The sequence below is a fragment of the Salinigranum halophilum genome (assembly GCF_007004735.1).
Lineage (GTDB): Archaea > Halobacteriota > Halobacteria > Halobacteriales > Haloferacaceae > Salinigranum > Salinigranum halophilum.
The window spans coordinates 490380-514015 of the sequence record NZ_SSNL01000004.1; the positions used below are offsets into that span (position 1 = coordinate 490380).

Sequence of the window (23636 nt, forward strand, 5' to 3'; positions counted from 1 at the left end):
CCCTCGGTCGGCGCGTCTCCCGCGTCACACCGACGACGACCCGTCGACGGACAGCCGAGAGTATTAGTCCGCGGAGTTCGGAGAGAGCGTATGCGCCTGTTTCGGTCGAGCGACCTCCTCGGAATCGCTCGGGAGACGATGGAGTTCATCCTGGAGGCGTGCGAGGACACCCACCCGAACGAGTACATGGGGTTCCTCCGCGCGGAGGACGCCCGGACGCTCGGCCTCGACCGGAGCGGCCAGGTCATCACGGACATCCTCGTGGTCCCGGGGACCGAATCGAGCCCGGTGAGCGCGACGGTGAAGTCGCACATGAAGCCGAACGACCTCAAGTCGGTGGGGTCGGTCCACTCACACCCGAACGGCGTGCTCCGACCCAGCGACGCCGACCTCGACACGTTCGGCCAGGGCGACGTCCACATCATCGTCGGCGCGCCCTACGGCTGGGGCAACTGGAAGGCGTTCGACAACCAGGGCGAACCGACCCACCTCGACGTCCTCGACGTCGAGTTGCCCGACGACCGCTTCTTCGACTTCACCCAGGAGGACATCGACGCCGAACTCGAGCGGGAGACGGGCGGGTTCTTCTCGTGGCTCCGGTAGCGCCGCTGGCCCGGCGGGGGTCGTGATTTCCTGCTGACGTTTATGTCCGCCGGGGGCCTCGGTGGACGTGATGCTGTCGACGACACCGAACCGCGGAGGTCGGAGCTGATGGCCCGGGTCGCAGTCGTCTACGGGACGACGGAGGGACAGACGGCGGCCATCGCCGAGCGGGTCGCCGGGGTGCTCTCGGACGCCGGTCACGACCCGGTGCTCCTCCACGCTGCGCACCTCCCCGCGGAGTTCTCACCGGACGGGTACGACGGCTGGGTCGTCGGTGCCTCCGTCCACTACGGCCGCCACCAACGGTACGTCGCCCGATTCGTCCGCGACCACGTCGCGACGCTGGACCGGGTCCCGTCGGCGTTCTTCTCCGTCTCGTTGACCGCCGCGACCGGGACGCCGGAGGCGGATGCGACCGCTCGCGAGCTGCTGGACGGGTTCCTCACAGAGACCGGCTGGACGCCCGACCTGACGGCCGTCTTCCCGGGCGCGCTGAAGTACAGCGAGTATGGCCTCCTCACCAGGTTCGTGATGAGGCGCATCGCCCGGAAGCACGGCGGCGGGACGGACGCGTCGCGTGACTACGAGTACACCGAGTGGGACGCTGTCGAGCGGTTCGCCGCCGAGTTCGCGGGACTGCTGGCGGAGCGGTGACCGAGGGAACGTTTTTCTCACTCGCCCCTGAGGCGAGCGTATGACCATCGGAGTCTGTTACTTTCCCGAACACTGGCCGCGGGAGCGCTGGGCGACCGACGCCGCCCAGATGGCCGCGGCCGGTATCGACGTGGTCCGCCTGGCGGAGTTCTCGTGGGCCGTCCTCGAGCCCGAACGCGGCGCGTTCGACTTCGAGTGGCTGGACGAGGCCGTCGCGACCCTCGCCGAGGCGGGCCTCGACGTCGTCCTCTGCACGCCGACGGCGACGCCACCGAAGTGGCTGGTCGACGAGCGCCCCGAGATTCGCCAGGCGGACCCCGACGGGACGCCACGAGCGTTCGGGTCGCGTCGGCACTACTGTTTCAACTCACCCGCCTACCGCGAGGAGACCCGACGCGTCGTCTCGCGGATGGCCGACCACTACGCCGACCGGCCCTCGGTCGTCGGCTGGCAGACCGACAACGAGTTCGGCGTCCACGAGACGATCAGGTGTTACTGCGACGACTGCGCCGACGCGTTCTCGGCGTGGCTCCGCGACTGCTACGACTCGGTCGACCACCTCAACGAGGCGTGGGGCACGACGTTCTGGAGCCAGCGGTACCCGTCGTTCGAGGCGGTCGACCCCCCGCGACCGACGCCGGCGGAACACCACCCGTCGCTCCGACTCGAGTACGCGCGGTTCGCTTCGGAGAGCGCCGTCGACTACAACCGATTGCACGTGGAACTCCTCCGGGAGGCGAACGACGAGTGGTTCGTCGCCCACAACTTCATGGGCGACTTCGAACCGCTCGACGCCCACGCGGTGAGCGACGACCTCGACCTGGTGACCTGGGACTCGTACCCGACCGGCTTCGTCCAGGACCGGAGACGGGGGACGCCGACGATGGACGAACTCCGGGCGGGCGACCCCGACCAGGTGGGGTTGAACCACGACCTCTACCGGGGAACGAACGACGCGCCCTTCTGGGTGATGGAGCAACAGCCGGGGGACGTGAACTGGCCACCCACCTGTCCACAGCCTGGCGAGGGCGCGATGCGGCTCTGGGCGCACCACGCCGTCGCCCACGGCGCAGCCTCCGTCCTCTACTTCCGGTGGCGACGCTGTCGCCAGGGCCAAGAACAGTACCACGCGGGGCTCCGAAAACAGGACGGCTCGCCCGACAGAGGGTACACGGACGCGGCGCGAGCGGCCGCAGAACTCGCGGACCTCTCCGAGGACGACCTCGCTCACGTCGACGCGCCCGTCGCGCTCCTCCATGACTACGACGACTGGTGGGCGCTCAGTGCCCAGCCGCACGCCCCCTCGTTCAGCTACTGGGACCACCTCCGAACGTACTACCGGGCGCTCCGCGAACGCGGCGTACAGGTGGACGTCGTCCACCCCGAGACCGCCCTCGACGGATACGACGCCGTCGTCGCCCCCAGTCTCCACCTCGCCGACGAGGAGGTGGCCGACGACCTCACCGCCTTCGTCGAGGGGGGCGGCGAACTCCTCGTCGGCGCTCGCTCCGGCGTGAAAGACCCGTACAACCAGCTCCACGCGACGCTCGCCCCGGGGCCGCTCGCGTCGCTGACGGGCCTCCGCGTCGACCAGCACGAGAGCTTCCCCGAACGGGTCGAGCGGGCGGTCACGTTCGCGGACGGGACCGACGAGCGCACGCTGTCGTGGCGGGTCTGGGGCGAGTGGCTCGACCTCGCGGCGGCGGTTCCCCTCGCGACACACAGCGACGACCTCGCGGAAGGGAAGCCGGCCGTCGCGCGCAACGACGTCGGCGCAGGCACCGTCGTCTACTGTGGTGTCTGGCCGGGGGCGGACCTCGCCGCGACCCTCGTCGACAGGGTGCTCGCGCGGGCCGGGGTGGCGACGACCCGGCGGCTGCCGGCGGGAGTCCGCGTCAACCGCCGCGGCGACCTGACCTGGGTGACCAACTTCTCGAGCCGGTCACACCGGGTCTCGGGCGGCGAGGCCGTGGTCGGACGGCGGACGCTCGGTGCGTTCGACGTGTGCGCGGTTCGGACACCGCTCGGCGACCTCGAAGTCGAAGTCGAAGCCGACGGAGACGAGCGAGCGTAACGGACGCACCGTCGCGCTCCGGCGGGCCGGTTGCACGCTGATATCGGGTACTCATTAAACAATCGTTATCTATAAGTATTGAAATTCAAACCATCCATAGACACTACCATGACCAATCATGCTGACACGATGCGGCGGCGGCGACTACTCGCCCTGCTCGGTGCCGGCGGCGTGGCGGGGCTCGCGGGGTGTGCGGGGACCGGCGAGGCACCGGGGACCGAGACGCAGTCGTCCGGCGGGTCGACGGACGCCTCGGGCGGGGCGTCGTCGACCGAGTCGGCGAGCCAGTCGACCCAGACCGGGCCGGCGATGGCCCAGGAGATAGAGGTGTGGGGCTGGGACGTCGCGGCGAAGTCGCTCGACCTCATCGACGAGCCGTACGAGGAGGCACACGGCGGGTCGGTGAGCATCAACCAGATCGGCCGGGCCGACCTGAAGGACAAGTTCAAGTCGACACTCCTGTCGGGGTCGGGCGCGCCGGCCGCGGCGATGATGGAGAGCGTCGACGCCGCCTCGTGGGTCGACACGGGCGGCCTGCGCGACATCTCCGGGTGGCTCGACGAGTCCGGCATCAAGAGCAAGTTCGTCTCCGGCAAGTGGGGCCCGCTCGAGAACGAAGGCGGCACGTTCGCCCTGCCGTGGGACATCGGTCCCGTCGGGACGTTCTACCGCCGCGACGTCATGAACGAGTACGACATCGACGTCTCCTCGGTCGAGACGTGGGACCAGTACATCGAGGAGGGAACGAAACTCCCCGACGACCAGTACCTCCTCAACCTCCCGTCGAACGACTACGACGGCCTCTGGCGGATGATGTTCCGACAGATCGGCGGGCAGCCGTTCACGGAGAACGGCGCGGTCAACATCCACTCCGATAAGAGCCTGCAGGTGGCGCGCATCCTGAAGCGCATCCGCGATTCGGGCGTCGCCAACGACCTCGCCTCGTGGTCGTCGTCGTGGTTCACGGCGTTCGGCCAGGGGACGACGGCCAGCCTCACCGCGGGTGCGTGGATGGAAGGCACGCTGAAGGCCGAGCTGGGCGATACGGCCGGGCAGTGGGGCGTTTTCGAGCCGCCGGCCATCGAGTCCGGTGGCTCCCGCGCGACGAACTGGGGCGGCTCGAATATCACCATCCCGGAGCAGGTCTCCGACGAGACGGCCCGCCGCGCCTGGGACTACATGGCGTTCACCCTCGGCCAGAAGGAGCACCAGATCACGATGTACAACGAGTTCGGCATCTTCCCCGCGCTCAAACCCGCGTACGAGAGCGACGCGTTCGACGACGGGAGCGCCTTCCTCGACGGACAGGCCGCCGGTCGGATGTTCGCCGAACTCGCCCCCGAAATCGCCCCGTACCGCTTCACCGTCGACACACCCGAGGTGACGAAGGCGATCAACACCCACTTCCGCGACATGATGACCGGGAGCAAGACGGCCAAGGAAGCCGTCGACGCGGCCGCACAGCAGGTCGCCGACCGAACCGAACGGGACCTCGCCTGAGGCGGTCACCATGGCTATCCGCGACGCGCCGTTCGGCGTCCCAGCGTCGCTGAGCGACAGGGCCCGGTTCCTCAGACAGGCGCTCTCGGCGCGGCTCCCGAGCGCGAGCGACAGCACTGTCGGCTATCTCTTCTTGCTCCCGGCCATCGCCCTGTTCGCCGTCTTCCTCGCGTTCCCCATCGTCTACACCCTGTATCTCTCCTTCTTCAGGTTCCAGGGTGTCGGCGGCGAGACGCTCTTTTGGATCAACACGGACCTCTTCTCGTATCGGCTGGTCTCCATCGCCCAACTGGAGTTCGTCGGCCTGCGGAACTACACGGCGATGTTCACGGACACCCTGTTCCATCAGGCGCTGTTCAACACCGTGTTCATCCTCGTCGTGCAGGTGCCGCTGATGGTGGCGCTGGCGCTTCTGTTCGCCGTCGCGCTTGACGCCTCGTTCGTCCGCCTGCGCGGGTTCTTCCGGACGGCGCTCGCCCTGCCGGTGTCGGCGAACCTCGTCGCGTACTCGACGGTGTTCCTCCTGATGATGCAGGACGCCGGCCTCGTCAACTACCTCCTGACGAGCGTCGGCCTGCCGGCGGTTCCGTGGCTCACCAGCGAGTTCTGGTCGCGCATGACCATCGTCGGGGCCGTGACGTGGCGGTGGACCGGCTACAACATGATCATCCTGCTGGCCGGTCTCCAGAACATCCCCCAGCAGCTGTACGAGGCCGCCGAGATCGACGGTGCCGACCGGGTCGAGAAGTTCCGGTACGTGACGGTTCCACAGCTTCGGCCCGTCCTCCTGTTCGTCTTCGTCACCTCCACCATCGGGACGTTCAAGCTCTTCTCCGAGCCCGTCATCATCAACGGAGGCGGCGCGCCGCTGGAGTCGACGATCACCATCGTGCAGTACATCTACCAGACGGCGTTCATCGACTTCCGCCTCGGCTACGCGAGCGCGCTCACCTACGTCCTCATCGGCGTGGTGAGCGTCCTCTCGATGGTCCAGCTCCGGGTCGGGGGTGAGGGCGATGCGTGAGGAGACCCGTCGCGAGGGCGTCTGGCAGTTCCTCACCTACACCTTCATCCTGCTGGGGACGGTCGTGACGCTGGTCCCGCTGTACTGGATCGTCGTCGCGGCGACCCTCCCCGAGTCGGAGTTCCTCTCCTCGACGGACCCGCAGTTGATTCCGGGCGGGGAGTTCCTCGGGAACTTCCAGTCGCTGCAGGCGCGCGAGAACGTCCAGTTCGTCGGCTCACTCGGCGAGATGCACGAGTACATCCAGCTCGGCCCGGTCTACTTCGCGTACGACGTCTGGCACCTGTGGAACCCCGGTGCCATCGAGAACAGCATCTTCATCGCCGTCACCTACACGCTGCTGTCGCTCGTGCTCTGTTCGATGGCCGGCTTCGCGTTCGCGAAGTACGAGTTCCGCTTCAAGAAGCCCATCTTCTACGCCATCCTCGCGACCCTCATCCTGCCCATCCAGCTGCTCGTCATCCCGCTGTTCCTCCTGATGAGCCAGCTGGACATGACCAACACCTACTGGGCCATCATCTTACCGTGGGCGGCCAACCCGCTCGGTATCTTCCTCATGCGGCAGAACATGAAGTCCATCCCGGACGCCCTCTTGGAGTCGGCGCGGATGGACGGCGCGACGGAGTTCCAGCTGTACTACAAGATCGCGCTGCCGACGATGAAGTCCTCGCTCGCGGCGCTGGCCATCATCCTCTTTCTGTTCCAGTGGAACCTCTTCTTGTTCCCGCTCGTCATCCTCGAACAGAGCAAGTACACTATCCCGGTCGCCATCAACCAGCTCGTCGGTGCCCAGCGCGTCTACTACGACCAGATCATGGTCGCGGCGACCCTCTCTATCGTTCCGATCTTCCTGCTCTTCTTGTTCCTCCAGAAACAGTTCGTCAGCGGTATCCTCGCGGGGTCGGTCAAGGAGTAACTCATGTCAGGAATCACACTCGAGACGGTACGGAAGGAGTTCGGTGACGGCGGCGAGACGGTCCTCGCCGTCGACGACGTCGACCTCGAAATCGCCGACGGGGAGTTCCTCGTCCTCGTCGGCCCCTCGGGGTGCGGGAAGACCACGACGCTTCGTTGCATCGCGGGGCTCGAAGACGTGACCGCCGGGACCATCTCCTTCGGCACCCGCGACGTCACGCCGCTTCGAGCGCGCGACCGCGACGTGGCGATGGTGTTCCAGAACTACGCGCTCTACCCGCATATGAGCGTGAAGAAGAACATCGGGTTCGGCCTCCGACTGTCGACGCAGCTCTCCTCCGCGGAGATCGACTCGCGCGTCGAGGAGACCGCCGAGATGCTCGGCATCTCCGAACTCCTCGGCGACAAGCCGAAGGAACTCTCGGGCGGCCAGCAACAGCGGGTCGCGCTGGGTCGGGCCATCATCCGCGAGCCGGAGGTGTTCTTGATGGACGAGCCGCTCTCGAACCTGGACGCGAAGCTCCGCGCGCAGATGCGGACCGAACTCCAGGAGCTCCAGCACCAACTGGGCACCACGACGGTGTACGTCACGCACGACCAGACGGAGGCGATGGCGATGGGCGACCGCATCGCCGTCATGGACGACGGTGTCCTCCAGCAGGTCGGCCGGCCCGAGGAGGTGTACCTCTCGCCGACCAACGAGTTCGTCGCCGACTTCATCGGGAGCCCCTCCATCAACCTCTTCACCGCCGACGTCGACGGGACGACCCTCTCGGGGCCCGGAGGGTTCACCTACGACCTCTCGGCGGCCTCGCTCGTCGATGGCCGCGACCGGGTCAGAGTGGGAATCCGCCCGGAGGACGTGACGCTCGTCCCCGAGGGCGGCACGCAGGCGACCGTCAACGTCGCCGAACACATGGGGAACGAGAACTTCCTCTATCTCGACCTCGCCGGGCGGGAACTCACCGCTCGGATCGACAGCGCCATCCGCCCGGAGGCCGGTCAGACGATTCAGTTCACCTTCGAGGAGGAGGCGCTGTACCTGTTCGACACGCGGACGGGGGAGGCGGTGAAGACGAAGACCGACGACGCCGACGCGGACGTCAGAGCGCTCATCTCGGGGTGAGCGCGCGGGGGACGGGAGTACCGGCAGTCCCGACAGCACACCACATCTGTTTTCCACCCCTCACGAGTGGCAGGGGTATGGACCTGGACTGGCAGACGGCACGGACGCGCCGGTGGCTGATGTGGGGCGTGCTCGCGCTCGGGTTCTTCCTCGTGAGCTTCAACCGCGTCACGACGGGCGTCCTCGCCGAGGACCTCACCCGGGCGTTCGGGCTGACGGCCACCGAACTGTCCGTCCTCCACTCCTCGTTCTTCTACATCTACGCGCTGCTGCAGCTGCCGGCCGGCGTGCTCGTCGACCGCTACGGCCCGCGCCGCGTCAGTTCGACGGGAATCGTCGTGATGAGCGTCGGCGTCTGCGGCTTCGCGCTCAGCGGCTCGCTCGTCACGGGCTTTCTCACGCGGACGCTCGTCGGCCTCGGCGGGAGCGTCATCTACCTCTCGGTCCTCCGGTTCGGCGCGAACTGGTTCCGCCCAAACGAGTTCGCGACCGTCGTGGGAATCAGCATCGCCGTCTCCGGAATCGGTGGACTCGCCGCGACCACGCCACTCGCCGTCTTCGTCGCCGCCGCGGGGTGGCGGGTCGCGACGCTCACCGCGGGCGTCGGGGGACTCGTTCTCGGAGTGAGCGTCTACCTGGCCGTCCGGGACTCGCCCGCCCACGCCGGCCTCGACGCGCCGACGGGCGTCGCGAGCGGGGCGGACGTGACCGGGGAAGTGAACGTCCTCGCGAACACGCGCCGTGTGCTGTCGAGCCTCGACGCGTGGCTCCTGGGGGTGATGCTCTTTCTCGTCATCGGGACCAACCTCACCATCCTCGGGCTGTGGGGCGTCCCCTACCTCGTGCACGTCTACGACCTCGGCGTCCCGCGGGCGTCGACGGTCGTCCTCGTGGGAACGCTCGGCCTCGTCGTTGGCTCGCCGCTGTTCGGCTGGCTCTCCGACCGCGCGGGCACCCGTCTCGGCTTCGTCTTCGCGGGCACCGTCGCGTTCACCCTCTGCTATGCAATCATCGCGGTGACCGGGCGGCCGCCGCTCGTCGTCGTCGCGGGCGTCTTCTTCTTCGCGAACTTCGTCAGCGGGGCGACGTCGCTGTCGTACACGCTGATCAAAGAGCGGTATCCGGCGTCGGCCAGCGGTGTCGCAACGGGGGCGCTCAACAGCCTCGGCTACGCGGGCGCGGCCGTCGTCCCCGCGGTGATGGGCGTGACGCTCGACGCGTACTGGACCGGCCAGACCGTCGCCGGCAGCCGCATCTACAGCCTCGCGGGCTACCGCCTCGCGTTCGGCTTCGCGACGCTCGCCGGCCTCGTCGGCGTCGCCTGCACCCTCCTGGTCGCCAGCCGGCGAGAGTGACCGAGCGGGGTCAGTCGACCGTCCCGCACCAGTCGACGGCCGTGAGCGCCAGCGCCTGGGCCGTCTCGACGAGCGAGTCGATCTCGACGTACTCGTCCGCGCCGTGGATGTTCGCCCCCGACGGCCCCATCGTCGGTGCCGGGATGTCGTAGTAGCGGTTGTAGAAGCGCTCGTCGAGGCCGGCGTCGCCGCCGACGAAGCTCCCCTCGCGGCCGGTGACGCTCTCGGCGTGTCGCGTGACGAGCCGGGTGATCTCCTCGTCGACGCTCACCTCGTGTGGGTCGGCGTTCCAGCCGAACCACTCGATGTCGGGGGGATGCGCCGAGAGCCACGGGTCGTCCTCGACGGCGGCGTCGATGGCGTCGAGTATCTGCTCGCGAATCTCGGGTCGCGTCTCGCCCGGCGGCCAGCCGATACGGCACTCGAAGACGGCCTCGCTCGGGACCGTCGACGGCCACTCGCCCGAGTGGAAGGTGCCGACGTTGAGGTTGGTCGAGTCGGCGTCTGGGTCGCGGTTCAAGATGGGCTGGTACCTGATTCGTTCCTTCCGCTCCCGGTCGAGCGCGACGAGTTCCTCGATGATCGGGAGGGCCTTCTCGATGGCGTTGACACCCTCGTGGCCGCGGGCGGCGTGCGAGGACCGCCCCCCGACCGTGACCCGGAAGTACATCGCCCCCGCGGAGGCGATGCCGACGTTGGGAATCTCCCACGGCTCGGAGATGATGGCCGCGTCGGGCTGGTAGCCGCGTTCGAGCGCCGAGAGGACGCCCCCGACGCCGCCGTCTTCCTCCTCGATGGTGGTCTGCAAGACGAGGTCGCCCGCGAGGTCGACGCCGAGGTCGTCGAGCATCTCGATGGCGTGGACGAACGCCGCGATGCCGCCTTTCATGTCGGCGCTCCCGCGACCGTAGAGCCGGCCGTCCGCGACCTCCGCTCCCCAGGGGTCGTACGTCCACTCGTCGGCGTCAACCGGGACCACGTCGACGTGGCCGCTGAGTCCGAGCGACCGCCCCTCGCCGGCCCCCTCCCGGACGGCGGCGACGTTCGGGCGACCCTCGTAGCCGTGTTCGACGAACGACGTCGTCTCGAAGTACGCCGGGTGGTCGCGGAGGACGTCGGGGTCCGGTTCCCACACGTCGGGGGTGAACCCCAGCGACTCGAACTTCTCGACGACGTGCTCCTGGACGGCGGCCTCGTCACCCGTCACCGACGGCGTGCGGACCAGCGTCCGGAGGAAGTCGACCATCCGGTCGCGTTCGTCGTCGATTCGCGCGCGGAGTTCCTGCCTATCGACGGTCATCGTGGCAAGAGCTCGCACACACATCGTAACAGTGGTTTCGGTCTCACACGACGGCCGCGTCGGCCCCAGACTGGCCGTCGGACGGCGCGATAAGTCCGGCTTAATCGGCGAATCGTCCGTGGGTCGCCCCGGCTTCGCTCGCCGGGGTCGCCGGACACCGTCACCGGCAGTCGTGATAGCGACACCGAAGGATAAGAGAGAGGATAACGCTGTGGCCGCGCTCGCTCGGCGGTGGAAACACATGGTTTACTTTCCCCGTTACTTGCCAACCGGGGTGTATGAACCGGCGAACGTTCGTCGTACTCCTCGGGACAGTCACCGGCTGCAGTGCGCTCCCCTCGCCCGACGGGTCCGGCGAGGCGTCGATGGGGACACAGACGGCGACATCGCGTCCCGACGCGACCACCGCAACCGAGACGCCGACGGCCGCACCGACGGAGACGGCGACCCGGACTGCCACGGAGGAGCCGCCGCCGACGGAGACCGAGACGCCGACGCCGACTGCGGCCGAAGAGCGGGGCGCGGCCGCACTGGACCGGGCCGAGCAGGCGCTGACCGACATCGTCGAGACGTTCACCGCCGAGTACGGCTCTGAGCTCACCGCCGTGGACGCGACGAGCGTCGAGTTCTTGAGCCTCGACTACGAGCTCCAGCTCGCGTTCGCCGATGCACAGGGTGCGTACACCGACGCGCGACAGGTGGCGGCGAACGCAGAACAGGAGCAACGAGCCGCCTGGATGAGCGACTGCTGGCAGTTCCTGCAGGGGGCGCGAAAGACGCAGACGGAGGTCGTCCAGGGGTACGTCCGCCTCGACCGCGCACGGGAGGCGTTCGAGGCGGCCGAGCCGGACCCCGCGCGGACCGCTATCGACGAACTCGCCACGCGGCGGCGGCGGGCGTCGACCCGCTACGAACAGCTCCAGGCCGAGTCGACGGCCGAGGCGGCCTCGGTCATCGGCCCGATCTCCGTCGAGGAGTACCGGAACAAGCTCGCACAGCTCGACGCAGACATCGACATCTACCACGAGTTGAACGGCACGCTCGACGAGTTCGCCGAGGGGATCAAGTGGTTCAAACTGGCCGAGATCGAGTTCGACGAGGAGAACCGGAACGTCCAGGACGCGGAGAACAAAGCCGAGACCGCGGAGGACATCCTCTACGACGTGACGAGCGACCTCCGCTCGATCATCAAGGCCGCCGACGACAACACCACGCTCGTCCCGATGGTCAAAGAGCTCCGGGCCGTCGCGCTCGACAAGGCCGAGACCGCGAGCGAGATGGACAACTGATACTGTTTACTGGAACCGTTTACCGGCGCTCCGCCGACCTGTCTTGGCGGAGCGCCGGTAACGACTTACAATAAAGAGTATGAGGCTGTCGGCGCGGAGCGGCCGCGGGCTCAGTCGCGTCGGTGGTCGACGAGCCCGACGCCGACGAGGCCGAGCGAAAGGAGGGTGACGAGCAGCTGGAACTCGCCGAACCAGATGGGCAGTCGCGGGACGACGGCCTTGATGCCGACGAGCAGGAGCGAGAGGCCGGGGATGTCGGCGGCGCTGAGCCCACCGCTCGACGCGGGCTGCTGGGTGGGCGCGGCTGCTGCCGACGTCGCAGGGCCGTCGCCGGTCCCGTCGGTGGACGCGCTCGTGTCCGTCCCGTTCGTCGTCTGCGCCGAGGACGCGGGGTCGCCGGCGACCTCGCCGAGGGGGATGGGGTCCGCCTCGTACGGGATGAGCGGCGTCGCGTAGCTCCACACGACCTCGCCCCCGGGCGTCACCTCGAAGACGCGGCGGTTCAGCGAGTCGGTGACGAGCGTGTTGCCGTTCTCGAGGCGGTCGGCGTCGCGGGGCCACTGGAGCACGAGGCCGCCCGCCTCCTCGAGCGTCCAGGCCTCCTCCCACGAGCCCGACTCGGTCCGGTGGAGTTCGACGACGCGGTCGTTCTCGCTGTCGGCGACCAGCACGCGGCCGTCGCCGAGCCACTGCGGGTTGTGCTGGTGGTTCATCACGTCGGGATTGCCACAGCGGACGTCGCCGTCGTCGTCGAAGTCGGCGAGCTGACCACCTTTCGTACAGGAGCTGTCGCTCCCGCCCGTGTCCTCGTTGATGACCTCGACGACGCCCTCGCCGCGCTCGACGACGAGCAACTGGTTGGCGTTGCGGACCGAGACGAGGAACCGTTCGTCGCCGAGGTAGTCGACGTCGTTGATGTGGAGCCAGTCGCGGCGGGTCACGTCCGGGGGCGCGTCGTAGAAGCCGCTCTCTTTCGCGTTCCACTCCCAGGTCACCTCGCCGTCGGCGACGATGGCGATGCGCTCGTACTCCATGTCGGCGAAGACGAACCGTCCGTCACCCATCGGCTCGACGTCGTGCACCTCGCTGTGGGTCGGGCCGCGGATGGGGAAGCTGTACTCGGAGACGACCTCCGGAGTCGAGCCGTTGGAGGGGTCTAACACCCGGTAGCCCGTCTTCGTACACGGTGGCTCGTAGGGGTCACACCCCGTCCGGTAGCCGTTGTGCATGAAGCCCGCGACGACGTTGCCGTTCGCCATCGTGGTCGCGTCGAAGTAGCTGTCGCGGTCGTTGATCTTCCAGACCACCTCCTGGTCGTCGAGGCGGTAGACGCTGCCCTGTTTCTGCCAGTTCGTGCCGCCGCCCTGTGAGCCGACGAGGACGTGCGGGCCGCCGGTCGTCGGAGCCGTCGCCTGGCCGTCCGTCGCCTGTGTGGCGGGGCCGGTCCCGACCAGGCCGGACTGGGCCGCGGTCACGCTACGAGACGGTGCCGTCGCCGCGCTGACGACGAGCGTCGACGAGAGGACCACGAGTCCGACGATGGCGAGGGTGACGCCACGGGAGAGTCTCATTGCGGCAGGGTAGACACCCCATGGGATGAAACCCTTCTGGTGTGTGGCGGCTGAGAGGTCGGGCTACGCCGACCCCGAGAGCCGGGGAAACGGCCGCGCCACGTCCTCGCCGGGCGGGGCGAACCGCTCGGGGTGGAGTACCCAGGCGAACGCCTCGAGCGTGTCGACGAGACGGGGACCCGGTCGGTTGACGTAGTGGTTCCCGTCGACGACGACGGCGCGGTCGTCACGGACGGCGCGCAACTCGTCCCACCCGGGGCGTGTCGTGAGGTCAGCGAGCGACGCGATGGTGCGGTCGACGCCGAACCCACACGGGGCGGCGACGAGCACGTCGGGGTCGGCGGTTCGTACCCGGTCCCACTCGACCGGACCCGACTCGTCACCCGCGGTCCCGAGTTCGAACCGACCGCCGGCGAGTTCGACCAGTTCGGGCACCCAGTGACCGCTGACCATCACGGGGTCGAGCCAGTCCAGCACGGTCGCCGTCGGTCGCTCGCCGTCGGGGACGGTCTCCCGGACGGCCGCCACCCGCTCGCGGAGGTCGGCGACGAGGGTCTGTGCCGCCGCGTCCCGGTCGAGCGCCCGGCCGAGCCTCGCGATGTCGTCGAAGACGTCGTCGAGCGAGTGGGGGTGGGTCGCGACGAGGTCGGCGTCGAGGTCGAGGTCCGAGAGCGCCCCGCGCACGACGGACTCGTCGACGGCGCAGACGTCACACAGCCCCTGGGTGACGACCACGTCGGGGTCGAGTTCGCGGAGGCGGTCGCGGTCGAGTTCGTAGACGCCCCCGTCGTCGAGCGAGTCGTGGACCCGGTCGTCGATGTCGCGACTCGACCCGTCGGTGTCGATGCGAGAGCGGACGACCGTCGGGACGTCCGCGACACGGGATGGGTAGTCGCACTCGTGAGTGACGCCGACGGGGTCGACGCCGAGCGCACAGCAGATCTCCGTCGCCGAGGGCAGGAGTGAGACGACACGCATGCGTGTTGGGAGGGAACACACGCTCAAAAGCCCGCGGGCCGCGGCGGTCGGTGAACGTGGCCGAGCAATGACAACTGATAAACTCCCCTGCGGGACACCGTACGGACATGCAGGACGTGTGCGGGCCACGAGGGGAACGGATACTCATCACGGGCGGAGCGGGGTTCATCGGGAGCCACCTCGCCGACGCGCTCGTCGCCGAGAACGACGTCCGCGTCCTCGACGACCTCTCGACCGGCTTCCGTGCGCAGGTGCCCGACGGGGCCGAGCTATTCGAAGGCGACGTCTGCGACCCGGACGCCCTCGACGCCGCGATGGACGGCGTCGACACCGTCTTCCACGAGGCGGCGATGGTGAGCATCCCGAAGACGGTCGCGGACCCGCTGGCCTCGAACGAGGTGAACGTCACGGCGACGCTTCGGCTGTTAGAGCGAGCGAGAGCCGAGTCCGCCCGGGTCGTCTGTGCGTCCAGCGCCGCCATCTACGGGAACCCCGACCGCGTCCCCGTCAGCGAGACGGACCCGCTGCGGCCGACGTCGCCGTACGGCGTCCAGAAGCAGACGCTGGACCACTACACCCGGCTCTACACCGACCTCTACGACCTCGAGACCGTCGTGCTTCGGTACTTCAACGTCTACGGCCCGCGCGCGGAGGCCGGCGAGTACGGCGACGTCGTCTCGGTGTTCTTCCGACAGGGGCGGGCGGGCGGTCCCATCACCATCGAGGGGTCGGGTGAGCAGACGCGCGACTTCGTCCACGTCGACGACGTCGTGCAGGCGAACCTCCGGGCGGCGACGACCGACGCCGTCGGCGAGGCGTACAACGTCGGCTGCGGCACCGAGACCACCGTCTCGGCGCTCGCCGAGAAGATTCGGGCGCTGACGGGTGGCGACGCGGAAATCACCCACGTCGACCGGCGGCCCGGCGACATCGACGACAGCCTGGCCGACATCTCGAAAGCCCGCGAGCGACTCGGGTACGAACCGACGGTCGACCTCGACGAGGGGCTCGACTCCGTCGTCTAGGTGGGCGCTCACCCCTCGCGTCGTCCGTGTTCGCGGAGGACGCCCGCACCGCCGCTCGCTCCGCGCCGCCGCGCGCCCCGTCCGGCCCCGATAATGACCTCTTAACGCTGGACACGGTCGGACGCCGTCGAGAACCGCCGGCTCGCGCCCTCGTCGGCCGGTTTACGCACTGTCGGGAGCCGTCGTGGACACGGGTCGACGCCGAATAGCTCGCCCGACGGCGCGGTGGCACGGACGCGGTTCGCCCGCCGTCTTCGTGTGTCACTGGTTAATCACTATTATAACAAACCCGATTCGGGCGAACCACCGAACACCGTCAGGGATGGCGGGAGTGATCCCATGTTACGTATGCGCCATCGGAGTCCGGACCGGTTCGTTCGTGAGACGACGTCGTTCGAGGGGGTGAGTCCCGGTGGCTGCGCGGCTCGGTGCTGACGCGACGGTAGACGACGACGTGCACCTCGGCTACGGGGACGGAGCGCCACCGGTCGTCGGCGACCGCGCGACGATTCGCGCCGGCAGTATCATCTACACCGACGTCGAGATCGGCGACGACCTCACCACCGGTCACGGCGTCCTCATCAGGGAACAGACGACGGTCGGCGACGACGTGGTCGTCGGGACGGACGTCGTCCTGGACGGCAACCTCACCGTCGGCTCCGGCGTCAGCCTCCAGACGGGCGTGTACGTCCCGCCGGCGACGACCATCGGCGACGACGTGTTCGTGGGGCCGCGAGCGGTCCTGACGAACGACCCCTACCCCATCAGGACGGACGTCGACCTCGACGGGCCGACGCTCGAAGACCACGTCTCCATCGGCGCGAACGCGACGCTCCTCCCCGGCGTCACCGTCGGCGAGGGCGCGTTCGTCGCCGCGGGTGCCGTCGTGACCGAGGACGTCCCGGCCGAGACCCTCGCCGTCGGCAGCCCGGCCCAGTCCCGCGACCTCCCCACGGAACTCGACGGGAGGAACCGAATCAGATGACCATCCCGATCGCGAACCCACAGGTCGGCGACGCCGAACGAGAGTACGTCGAGGCGGTCCTCGACAGCGGCCAACTCGCCGACGGTCCCGAGGTCCGCCGGTTCGAGTCCGAGTTCGCCGCCTACTGTGACACCGACGACGCCGTCGCGACCAGCAACGGGACGACGGCGCTGCACGCCGCGCTCCACGCGCTCGGCATCGGCGAGGGCGACCGGGTGGTCACGACACCGTTCACCTACATCGCGACGGCGAACGCCGTCTCCTTCTGCGACGCGACGGTCGAGTTCGTCGACATCGACCCCGAGACGTACAACATCGACCCCGCCGCGCTCGAACGACGGCTCCGCGAGGGGCCACCCGTCGACGCGGTCGTCGCGGTCCACCTCTACGGACTCCCGGCTGACATGGAGCGACTGGCCGAACTCGCCGGCGCGTACGACTTCGCGCTCGTCGAGGACGCCGCACAGGCGCACGGGGCGACGGTCGACGGCGACCGCGTCGGGTCGCTGGCCGACGCCGGCTGTTTCTCCTTCTACCCGACGAAGAACATGACGACCGGAGAGGGCGGGATGATCACGACGGACCGGTCAGACGTCGCCGACCGAGCGGCCCGGTTCGTCGACCACGGCCGGAGCGAGGGGTACGAGCACGCCGAAATCGGTCACAACTTCCGAATGACGAGTGTCGCGGCCGCGCTCGGTCGGGCCCAGTTACAGCGCCTGCCCCGGTTCACCTCGGCGCGACAGCTCAACGCGAGTCGGCTCTCGACGGCGCTCGAGCGGACGGCGGTCCGAACCCCGAGCGTCCCCGACAACCGAACGCACGTCTACCACCAGTACACGATTCGGACGACGGACCGCGAGGCGCTGTGTTCGCGCCTCGACGAGCAGGACGTCGGTTACGGGGTGTACTACCCGGTCCCGGTCCACGAGCAGGCCGCGTACGACCACGTCGACGCCGTCGCGCCGAACGCCGAGCAGGCCGCAGAGGAGGTGCTGTCGCTGCCGGTGCACCCCGCCCTCACGCGCGCCGACGTCGAGCAGGTCGCCACGGCCGTCCGCGAGTCGATGGAGGTGATCGCATGAGCGGCATCGACACCGTCGACGTGGGTGTCATCGGCGTCGGTACCATGGGCATCAACCACGCCCGCATCTACGACGAGTTCAACTCGACCCGGCTCGTCGGCGTCGCCGACACGGACGCGGCCCGGGCCAGTGAGGTCGCCGACAGATACGACACCCGGCCCATGTCGCAGTCCGCCCTGGTCGACGCCGTCGACGCCGTCTCGGTGGTCGTCCCGACCCGACACCACGCCCGCATCGCCCGCGAGACTATCCAGGCGGGCGTCCACACGCTCGTCGAGAAGCCGTTCGTCAGAGACCCCGAGGTGGGCCGAGAGCTCATGGCGCTGGCGGACGAGCGGGACGTCGTCCTCCAGGTGGGACACATCGAGCGGTTCAATCCGGCAGTCTCGGCGGTCATGGACATCACGGAGGAGATGGACCTCGTCTCGGTCAGCGCGAACCGCCTCGGGCCGCCCGTCGACAGGGACGGGAACGACGGCGTCGTGATGGACCTCATGATCCACGACATCGACATCCTGTTGACCCTCGTCGACGCGGCGGTCGAGTCGGTGTCGGCGACCGGGACCGACGACGGTCGGTACGGCACCGCACAGTTCGCGTTCGAGAACGGGGTCGTCGGCACGCTGACCGCGAGTCGGGTGAATCAAAAGCGCGCCCGGACGCTCGACGTCGCCGACCCCGAACAGCTCGTCGAGGTCGACTACTTCGACCAGTCGGTCCGGATTCACCGCCAGGCCGACCCCTCCTACGAGCCGACGAACGGGGGCGTCACGTACCGCAACGAGCGCGTCACGGAACACCCCTTCGTCGACACGCGCGAGCCGCTGAAGTGCGAACTCGAGGCGTTCGTCACGGCCGTGAACAACGGCACGGAGCCGCGGGTGACGCCCCGAGAAGCGCTGCGCGCGGTCGAGATGGCGCACACGATTCGCGACCAGATCGGAGACGGTCAGCCATGACGAACGCGCACAGTCTCTACGGCGGAACCGACGGACAGCTGACGGACGACATCGCGAACGGCCGGGTCCAGGTCGCCGTCTACGGCCTCGGCAAGATGGGGCTCCCGCTCGCCGCCGCGCTGGCCGAGCGCACCGGGGACGTCGTCGGCGTCGACGTCGACGAGTCGGTCGTCGAGGCGGTCAACGCGGGCGAGAGCCACGTCGCGAACGAACCCGGCCTGGCCGACCTCGTCCACGAGACGGTCGACGATGGCTCGCTCCGTGCGACAACGGACGGGGAGCGAGCGGCCGCGCACGCGAGCGTCCACGTCGTCGTGGTCCCGACGAAACTCCACGAGGGCGCGCGGCCGGACCTCGACATCGTCCGGGCGGTGACCCGACAGGTCGCGGCGGGACTCGACGCCGGCGACGCCGTCTTCCTCGAGAGTACCGTCCCGCCGGGGACGTGTCGCGACGTGGTCGAGCCGCTGCTCGCCACCGAGTCCGGGCTCGCTCCCGAGGCGTTCGGTGTCGCGTTCTGTCCGGAGCGCACCTCGAGCGGGCGCGCCCTCCGCGACATCCGGGGGGCGTACCCGAAGGTCGTCGGCGGGACGGACCCACGGGCGACCCGGACCGCACAGCGCTTCTACGAGGCGGTCACCGACAACGAGGTCATTCCGGTGAGCGACGCCGCGACGGCGGAGGCCGTAAAGGTGTTCGAAGGCGTCTACAGAGACGTCAACATCGCGCTGGCGAACGAACTGGGGCGGGTGAGCGAGCGGCTCGAAATCGACGGGCGGGAGGCGATCGACGTGGCGAACACCCAGCCGTACTGTGAGATTCACGACCCCGGGCCGGGCGTCGGGGGCCACTGCATCCCCTTCTACCCGCACTTTCTGATGTCGGCGGTCGACACCGACACGCCCCTCATCAGGACCGCCCGGTCCGTCAACGAGTCGATGCCCGGCTACACCGCTGGGCTCGTCTCGGACCTCCTCGAAGCTGCCGGGCGGCGGGTCGACGACGCCACGGTGCTCCTCCTCGGCGTGACGTATCGCCCGGGCGTCGCGGAGACGACACACACCCCGGCGCTCCCGCTCGCACGCCGGCTCGACCAACTCGGCGCGGCGGTGGCCATCGCCGACCCGCTCGTCGAGCCGGCGGTCCTCGACGAGAGCCCCGCGACGCACCTCCCGCTGGAGACGGTCGAGTCACTCGCACCCGACGCCGTCGTGGTCGTCACCCCGCACGAGGAGTTCGAGTCGCTCGACTGGTCGGCCTTCGGCGACGCGGTCGTCCTCGACGCGCGGGACGGCCTCGACAGCCCACAGGGGACCCACACGCTCGGGAACGGGCGGCGGTCCGACGGGGGACGTGACTGATGTCGCTCGACGTCCTCACCGTCGTCGGCGCTCGCCCCCAGTTCGTCAAGGCGTATCCGGTCTCGCGGGCGCTCCGCGAACGTCACGAGGAGACGCTCGTCCACACGGGCCAACACTACGACGAACTCCTCTCGGACGTGTTCTTCGAGGAACTGGCCCTCCCCACGCCGGACTACCACCTCGAAGTCGGCTCCGCCCCGCACGCCCAGCAGCAAGCGACGATGATGCGCCGCCTCGACCACGTCGTCGCCGCCGAGGAGCCGGACGCGGTCCTCGTGTACGGCGACACGAACTCCACGCTCGCCGCCGCACTCGTCGCGGCCAAGCGCGGCCCGGCCGTCGTGCACGTCGAAGCCGGCCTCCGGAGCGACAACTGGGAGATGCCCGAGGAGGTCAACCGCGTCCTGACAGACCACTGTGCGGACGTCTGCTGTGCACCCTCCGAGCGCGCGGTCGAGAACCTCCGTGCCGAGGGCATCACCGAGGGCGTCTCCCTGACGGGCGACGTGATGTACGACGCCGTCCTGGCGGTCCGCGAGCGCGCGCGAGAGCAGTCGACGGTCCTCGCGGACCTCGGCGTCGACCCCGGCGAGTTCGTCCTCGCGACGGTCCACCGCGCGGCGAACACCGACGACCCCGACCGACTCGTCGAAGTCGTCGACGGGCTCCTCGGGGTGTCGCTCCCGGTGGTGTTACCGGCGCACCCGCGGACCGTCGCGGCGCTGCACGAGCACGGGCTCTACGAACGGGCCAGCGCGTGTCTCCACCTCTGTGACCCGCTCGGCTACCTCGACTTCGTCCGACTCGTCGAGACCGCAGCCCGGGTCGCGACGGACTCCGGCGGCGTCCAGAAGGAGGCGTTCTACCTCGAGACGCCCTGTGTGACGCTGCGCGACGAGACGGAGTGGACGGAGACGGTCGACTGCGGCTGGAACACCCTCGTCGGTGCCGACGCGGGCGAGATTGTCCGGGCGCTCGAAGCGCCGTTCGAGGCGTCCGACCACCCGCCGGTGTACGGCGACGGCGACGCCGCGACACGCGTCGTCGACGCCGTCTCCGAGTTGGAAGCCGGTGTCCACGCGCGTCTCTGAGAGGGCCGTGGTGGTGTCGATGCGCCTCGCAGCGTTCGGCTCTCGTCGTCACGCCGGGACGTGCACGGTCGAGACACCCACTCGCTGTGGCGAGCGCGAGGCGGCTCGTGAGGAGGATACGTCGGCTAGTCGTGAACGGTCGGTCGGCTGGTCGTGTCGTTCCCTCCACGGGTCGTTCTGGACCACCGGCACCGTCCCCTCGACGTGTCGGCCGGTGTCTGACTCACGGGAACATCGTGGTGTTTCGCGGGACCGCGCGCGGCCGTCGCCGGTGGAAGGGAGAGACGGGCCGATTTCGTCCGCACGACGGGGGTCGGGGGAGACGACGGAGCCGCTCTAACCAGTGATTAGCAATGCCCGTGTGGGCCGACGGTCCACGGGATGACCGACCGAATCGCGTTCGTCGGGGCGGGAGCGAACCCGAACGACCCCGACACCGACGGGTACGCAATGGCGTACCGACACGCCGCGGGCTACCAGCGAATCGACGGCTGTGAACTCGTCGGCTGTGCGGACATCGTCAGGGAGAACGCCGAAGTGTTCGCGGACCGACACGGCATCCCCCCGAGCGGCGTGTACGAGTCGTACGAGACCATGCTGGACGAGACCGACCCCGACGTGGTGAGCGTCTGCGTCCCGCCGGCGGCGCACGCGGAGATCGTCGTCGGCTGTGCCGAGAGCGGCGTCCCCGACGCCATCCACTGTGAGAAGCCGATGGCGCGGACCTGGCGGGAGTGTCGGGAGATGGTCGACGTCTGCGGACGACGGGACGTCCAGCTGACGTTCAACCACCAGCGGCGGTTCGCGCGGCCGTTCAGGCGGGCGAAAGAACTCCTCGACGCCGACTACATCGGCGACCTCAGGCGCATCGAGGTCGGCGGCAAGAACCTCTACGACTACGGGACGCATCTGTTCGACTTCTGCACCGACGTCGTCGACGAGACACCGGCCGCGTGGGTCCTCGCACAGGTCGACTACCGCGAGGAGAACGTCCAGTTCGGCGTCCACAACGAGAACGGCGCGCTCGTCCAGTGGGAGTACGAGAACGGCGTCTCCGGGCTCGCGTCGACCGGTCGGTCGTCGTTCGTCGACTGCCACCTGCGGCTCGTCGGCACGAGCGGCACCATCGAAGTCCAGCCCGACGGCGGGCCGCCGCTCCGAGCCATCCGTGACGAAGACGACGGCTGGCGGACCGTCGACACCGACGGAGACGGCATCCACGGGCCGGTCGACGGCCGCGTCGGCGCTGCCCTCCGGAAGCTCGACGAACTCACCCCGACTGCGCTCACCGTCCCCGGCGTCACCACGGAACACACTAGCCGGTCGGTCGCGAACGTGGTCCACTGCTACCGGACGGGGACGGCGTCACCGCTCCGGGGTGAGGTGGCACTCCAGGGGACGGAGCTCATCTTCGCGGCGTACGAGTCTGCGCGGAGACGTGGCCGTGTCGACCTCCCGCTGGAGGTCGACGACCACCCGCTCGAGTCGATGGTCGACACGGGACTCGTCGCGGTCGACTCCGAGGCCGACTGACGGAGGCGAGAGGCGAGACGCTCAGGACTCGTTGTACCAGACGTCGACGTGGGTCGTCGGCGCGTACGACTTGCCGACGAGGTCAGGGCGTCCGTCACCGGTGAGGTCGACGGCCTTCGCCTCGTGCGTCGGGACGCCCCGGGAGATGCGCGTCTCGGTGAAGCCCGTCGAGTGCGGAGAGAAGACGACGATTTCGGCGTCGTCGTTGCCGCCGAGCCCCATCTCGGCGACACAGATATCCGGACGACCGTCTCCGTCGAAGTCGGCGACCTGGACGGTGTGAGGGTTCGAGAGGTCGTCTCTGAGCACTGTCCCCGACCAGTCTCGCGGGTCGAAGACGCCGAGTCGCCCCGGCACGTCGCCGTTGTACGGGCGGTCGCCCTCTGTGAGGACGATTTCGGGACTCCCGTCGTCGTCGACGTCCGCGACGGCGACGCGGGTCCACTCCCAACCGGGCGCGAACTCCTCGCGCACCCAGCGGCCCTCACGGCGGGCGAAGACGTTCGGCCCGGCGACGAGTTCGTTCTCGCCGTCGCCGTCGACGTCGGCGATGGCCGCCCCTTCCACGGAGAGGCCCTCCGCGACGACGTGGCGGTTGGCGACCGGCCACGGCTCTCGGCGCGGGTCCTCGGGAATGTCGTAGTAGAAGACTGTCTCGCTCTCCTGTGAGAGCGCGACCACCTCGTCGTCGCCGTCGTTGTCGACGTCGCCGACCACGACGTCGTGGTACTTCACGAAGTCGTCGGTGACGAGCCGTCGGGGCCAGGGGTCGCGGGAGTCCGCCGGCTGTTCGAACCAGTACAGGTCGGTGTCGAGGTTCTGCCCGGTCACGAGGTCCTGACTGCCGTTTCCCGTGAGGTCGGCGAACGCGCCGCCGACAGAGAGGTCCGGGGCGCGTCCGACGTCGTGTCGCGCCCAGCCCGAGTCGCGGTTCTCGTACCAGAACACGTTGGTCTCGAGGCGGTGGATGAGCTCGCGCGTGCCGGGGAGGTCCCGGAGCGAGAGCGTCTTGCCGACGACGGGAACCGTGACCGTCGGCTTCCCGCCGACCGCGCCGACGAGGACGTCGGGGAGCCCGTTACCCGTGAGGTCAGTCGTGAGACAGAACGACATCCGACCGGCGGGTGGGTCGGTGTCGATCCGCTCGTGGCGGAACTGCATACCACCCACTCGGGCAGGTCCCTCGTTAGTTATAGTCGGTGTAACGT

The 23636-nt window shown here is 69.0% G+C and carries 20 protein-coding genes; 16 read left to right on the forward strand and 4 right to left on the reverse strand.

The window, feature by feature from the left end; genetic code table 11:
- The first annotated feature begins 90 nt into the window (after positions 1 to 90).
- From E6N53_RS11110 to E6N53_RS11145, 8 genes are all read left to right on the forward strand, one after another.
- On the forward strand, positions 91 to 603 hold the full coding sequence (locus E6N53_RS11110) for a Mov34/MPN/PAD-1 family protein (protein ID WP_142859278.1): 513 nt from the start codon (positions 91 to 93) through the stop codon (positions 601 to 603).
- Between the two features lie 108 nt (positions 604 to 711).
- Positions 712 to 1257, forward strand: coding sequence for a flavodoxin domain-containing protein (locus E6N53_RS11115; protein ID WP_142859280.1), 546 nt, complete (start codon positions 712 to 714; stop codon positions 1255 to 1257).
- Positions 1258 to 1297: 40 nt separating this feature from the next.
- Positions 1298 to 3331 (forward strand): beta-galactosidase, encoded by a 2034-nt coding sequence (locus E6N53_RS11120; protein ID WP_142859282.1) that lies wholly within the window; start codon positions 1298 to 1300, stop codon positions 3329 to 3331.
- Between the two features lie 108 nt (positions 3332 to 3439).
- Positions 3440 to 4831, forward strand: coding sequence for an ABC transporter substrate-binding protein (locus E6N53_RS11125; protein ID WP_136590407.1), 1392 nt, complete (start codon positions 3440 to 3442; stop codon positions 4829 to 4831).
- A 10-nt stretch (positions 4832 to 4841) separates the two neighbouring features.
- Positions 4842 to 5855 carry a carbohydrate ABC transporter permease gene (locus E6N53_RS11130; RefSeq protein ID WP_142859284.1) on the forward strand — a complete coding sequence of 338 codons (1014 nt, stop codon included), beginning with the start codon at positions 4842 to 4844 and terminating at the stop codon, positions 5853 to 5855.
- Entirely contained in the window at positions 5848 to 6771 is a 924-nt protein-coding gene (locus E6N53_RS11135) for a carbohydrate ABC transporter permease (RefSeq protein ID WP_136601652.1), read from the forward strand. The genes E6N53_RS11130 and E6N53_RS11135 overlap by 8 nt, the downstream gene beginning before the upstream one ends.
- Before the next feature lie 3 nt (positions 6772 to 6774).
- Positions 6775 to 7896, forward strand: coding sequence for an ABC transporter ATP-binding protein (locus tag E6N53_RS11140; protein ID WP_142859286.1), 1122 nt, complete (start codon positions 6775 to 6777; stop codon positions 7894 to 7896).
- Between the two features lie 77 nt (positions 7897 to 7973).
- Positions 7974 to 9251 carry an MFS transporter gene (locus E6N53_RS11145; protein WP_142859288.1) on the forward strand — a complete coding sequence of 426 codons (1278 nt, stop codon included), beginning with the start codon at positions 7974 to 7976 and terminating at the stop codon, positions 9249 to 9251.
- A gap of 10 nt (positions 9252 to 9261) precedes the next feature.
- On the opposite strand, the gene E6N53_RS11150 is transcribed toward E6N53_RS11145, so the two are convergent.
- Positions 9262 to 10551: an ArgE/DapE family deacylase gene (locus E6N53_RS11150; protein WP_142859290.1), complete on the reverse strand. Its 1290-nt coding sequence runs from the start codon at positions 10549 to 10551 to the stop codon at positions 9262 to 9264.
- Positions 10552 to 10829: 278 nt separating this feature from the next.
- Between E6N53_RS11150 and E6N53_RS21035 the strand changes: the two genes are divergently transcribed.
- Positions 10830 to 11840 (forward strand): hypothetical protein, encoded by a 1011-nt coding sequence (locus tag E6N53_RS21035; protein ID WP_201741121.1) that lies wholly within the window; start codon positions 10830 to 10832, stop codon positions 11838 to 11840.
- Positions 11841 to 11950: 110 nt separating this feature from the next.
- Here E6N53_RS21035 and E6N53_RS11160 read toward each other — a convergent pair whose 3' ends face one another.
- Together E6N53_RS11160 and E6N53_RS11165 are read right to left on the reverse strand one after the other, a co-directional pair.
- Positions 11951 to 13411: an aryl-sulfate sulfotransferase gene (locus tag E6N53_RS11160; RefSeq protein ID WP_142859292.1), complete on the reverse strand. Its 1461-nt coding sequence runs from the start codon at positions 13409 to 13411 to the stop codon at positions 11951 to 11953.
- 63 nt (positions 13412 to 13474) lie between these two features.
- On the reverse strand, positions 13475 to 14389 hold the full coding sequence (locus E6N53_RS11165; RefSeq protein WP_142859294.1) for a cobalamin-binding protein: 915 nt from the start codon (positions 14387 to 14389) through the stop codon (positions 13475 to 13477).
- Positions 14390 to 14496: 107 nt separating this feature from the next.
- On the opposite strand from E6N53_RS11165, the gene E6N53_RS11170 reads away from it, so the two are divergent.
- The 7 genes from E6N53_RS11170 (at position 14497) to E6N53_RS11200 (ending at position 22428) form a co-directional block, all read left to right on the forward strand.
- On the forward strand, positions 14497 to 15414 hold the full coding sequence (locus E6N53_RS11170) for an NAD-dependent epimerase/dehydratase family protein (protein ID WP_142859296.1): 918 nt from the start codon (positions 14497 to 14499) through the stop codon (positions 15412 to 15414).
- 412 nt (positions 15415 to 15826) lie between these two features.
- Positions 15827 to 16399, forward strand: coding sequence for an acyltransferase (locus E6N53_RS11175; RefSeq protein ID WP_142859299.1), 573 nt, complete (start codon positions 15827 to 15829; stop codon positions 16397 to 16399).
- Positions 16396 to 17484 carry a DegT/DnrJ/EryC1/StrS family aminotransferase gene (locus tag E6N53_RS11180; RefSeq protein ID WP_142859301.1) on the forward strand — a complete coding sequence of 363 codons (1089 nt, stop codon included), beginning with the start codon at positions 16396 to 16398 and terminating at the stop codon, positions 17482 to 17484. Before E6N53_RS11175 ends, E6N53_RS11180 begins: the two co-directional genes overlap by 4 nt.
- Positions 17481 to 18443, forward strand: coding sequence for a Gfo/Idh/MocA family protein (locus E6N53_RS11185; RefSeq protein WP_142859303.1), 963 nt, complete (start codon positions 17481 to 17483; stop codon positions 18441 to 18443). The genes E6N53_RS11180 and E6N53_RS11185 overlap by 4 nt, the downstream gene beginning before the upstream one ends.
- On the forward strand, positions 18440 to 19804 hold the full coding sequence (locus tag E6N53_RS11190) for a nucleotide sugar dehydrogenase (protein ID WP_142859305.1): 1365 nt from the start codon (positions 18440 to 18442) through the stop codon (positions 19802 to 19804). Before E6N53_RS11185 ends, E6N53_RS11190 begins: the two co-directional genes overlap by 4 nt.
- Positions 19801 to 20895: a non-hydrolyzing UDP-N-acetylglucosamine 2-epimerase gene (wecB, locus tag E6N53_RS11195; protein WP_136601641.1), complete on the forward strand. Its 1095-nt coding sequence runs from the start codon at positions 19801 to 19803 to the stop codon at positions 20893 to 20895. Before E6N53_RS11190 ends, wecB begins: the two co-directional genes overlap by 4 nt.
- Positions 20896 to 21276: 381 nt before the next feature.
- On the forward strand, positions 21277 to 22428 hold the full coding sequence (locus E6N53_RS11200) for a Gfo/Idh/MocA family protein (protein ID WP_142859308.1): 1152 nt from the start codon (positions 21277 to 21279) through the stop codon (positions 22426 to 22428).
- Positions 22429 to 22449: 21 nt separating this feature from the next.
- On the opposite strand, the gene E6N53_RS11205 is transcribed toward E6N53_RS11200, so the two are convergent.
- Positions 22450 to 23589: an FG-GAP repeat domain-containing protein gene (locus E6N53_RS11205; RefSeq protein WP_142859310.1), complete on the reverse strand. Its 1140-nt coding sequence runs from the start codon at positions 23587 to 23589 to the stop codon at positions 22450 to 22452.
- Positions 23590 to 23636: the final 47 nt, after the last annotated feature.

Excerpts from the sequence above, each read along its gene's own strand:
- E6N53_RS11110 (WP_142859278.1), top strand. The coding sequence starts at position 91 with ATGCGCCTGTTTCGGTCGAGCGACCTCCTCGGAATCGCTCGGGAGACG.
- E6N53_RS11115 (WP_142859280.1), top strand. The coding sequence starts at position 712 with ATGGCCCGGGTCGCAGTCGTCTACGGGACGACGGAGGGACAGACGGCG.
- E6N53_RS11120 (WP_142859282.1), top strand. The coding sequence starts at position 1,298 with ATGACCATCGGAGTCTGTTACTTTCCCGAACACTGGCCGCGGGAGCGC.
- E6N53_RS11125 (WP_136590407.1), top strand. The coding sequence starts at position 3,440 with ATGACCAATCATGCTGACACGATGCGGCGGCGGCGACTACTCGCCCTG.
- E6N53_RS11130 (WP_142859284.1), top strand. The coding sequence starts at position 4,842 with ATGGCTATCCGCGACGCGCCGTTCGGCGTCCCAGCGTCGCTGAGCGAC.
- E6N53_RS11135 (WP_136601652.1), top strand. The coding sequence starts at position 5,848 with ATGCGTGAGGAGACCCGTCGCGAGGGCGTCTGGCAGTTCCTCACCTAC.
- E6N53_RS11140 (WP_142859286.1), top strand. The coding sequence starts at position 6,775 with ATGTCAGGAATCACACTCGAGACGGTACGGAAGGAGTTCGGTGACGGC.
- E6N53_RS11145 (WP_142859288.1), top strand. The coding sequence starts at position 7,974 with ATGGACCTGGACTGGCAGACGGCACGGACGCGCCGGTGGCTGATGTGG.
- E6N53_RS11150 (WP_142859290.1), bottom strand. The coding sequence starts at position 10,551 with ATGACCGTCGATAGGCAGGAACTCCGCGCGCGAATCGACGACGAACGC.
- E6N53_RS21035 (WP_201741121.1), top strand. The coding sequence starts at position 10,830 with ATGAACCGGCGAACGTTCGTCGTACTCCTCGGGACAGTCACCGGCTGC.
- E6N53_RS11160 (WP_142859292.1), bottom strand. The coding sequence starts at position 13,411 with ATGAGACTCTCCCGTGGCGTCACCCTCGCCATCGTCGGACTCGTGGTC.
- E6N53_RS11165 (WP_142859294.1), bottom strand. The coding sequence starts at position 14,389 with ATGCGTGTCGTCTCACTCCTGCCCTCGGCGACGGAGATCTGCTGTGCG.
- E6N53_RS11170 (WP_142859296.1), top strand. The coding sequence starts at position 14,497 with ATGCAGGACGTGTGCGGGCCACGAGGGGAACGGATACTCATCACGGGC.
- E6N53_RS11180 (WP_142859301.1), top strand. The coding sequence starts at position 16,396 with ATGACCATCCCGATCGCGAACCCACAGGTCGGCGACGCCGAACGAGAG.
- E6N53_RS11185 (WP_142859303.1), top strand. The coding sequence starts at position 17,481 with ATGAGCGGCATCGACACCGTCGACGTGGGTGTCATCGGCGTCGGTACC.
- E6N53_RS11190 (WP_142859305.1), top strand. The coding sequence starts at position 18,440 with ATGACGAACGCGCACAGTCTCTACGGCGGAACCGACGGACAGCTGACG.
- E6N53_RS11200 (WP_142859308.1), top strand. The coding sequence starts at position 21,277 with ATGACCGACCGAATCGCGTTCGTCGGGGCGGGAGCGAACCCGAACGAC.
- E6N53_RS11205 (WP_142859310.1), bottom strand. The coding sequence starts at position 23,589 with ATGCAGTTCCGCCACGAGCGGATCGACACCGACCCACCCGCCGGTCGG.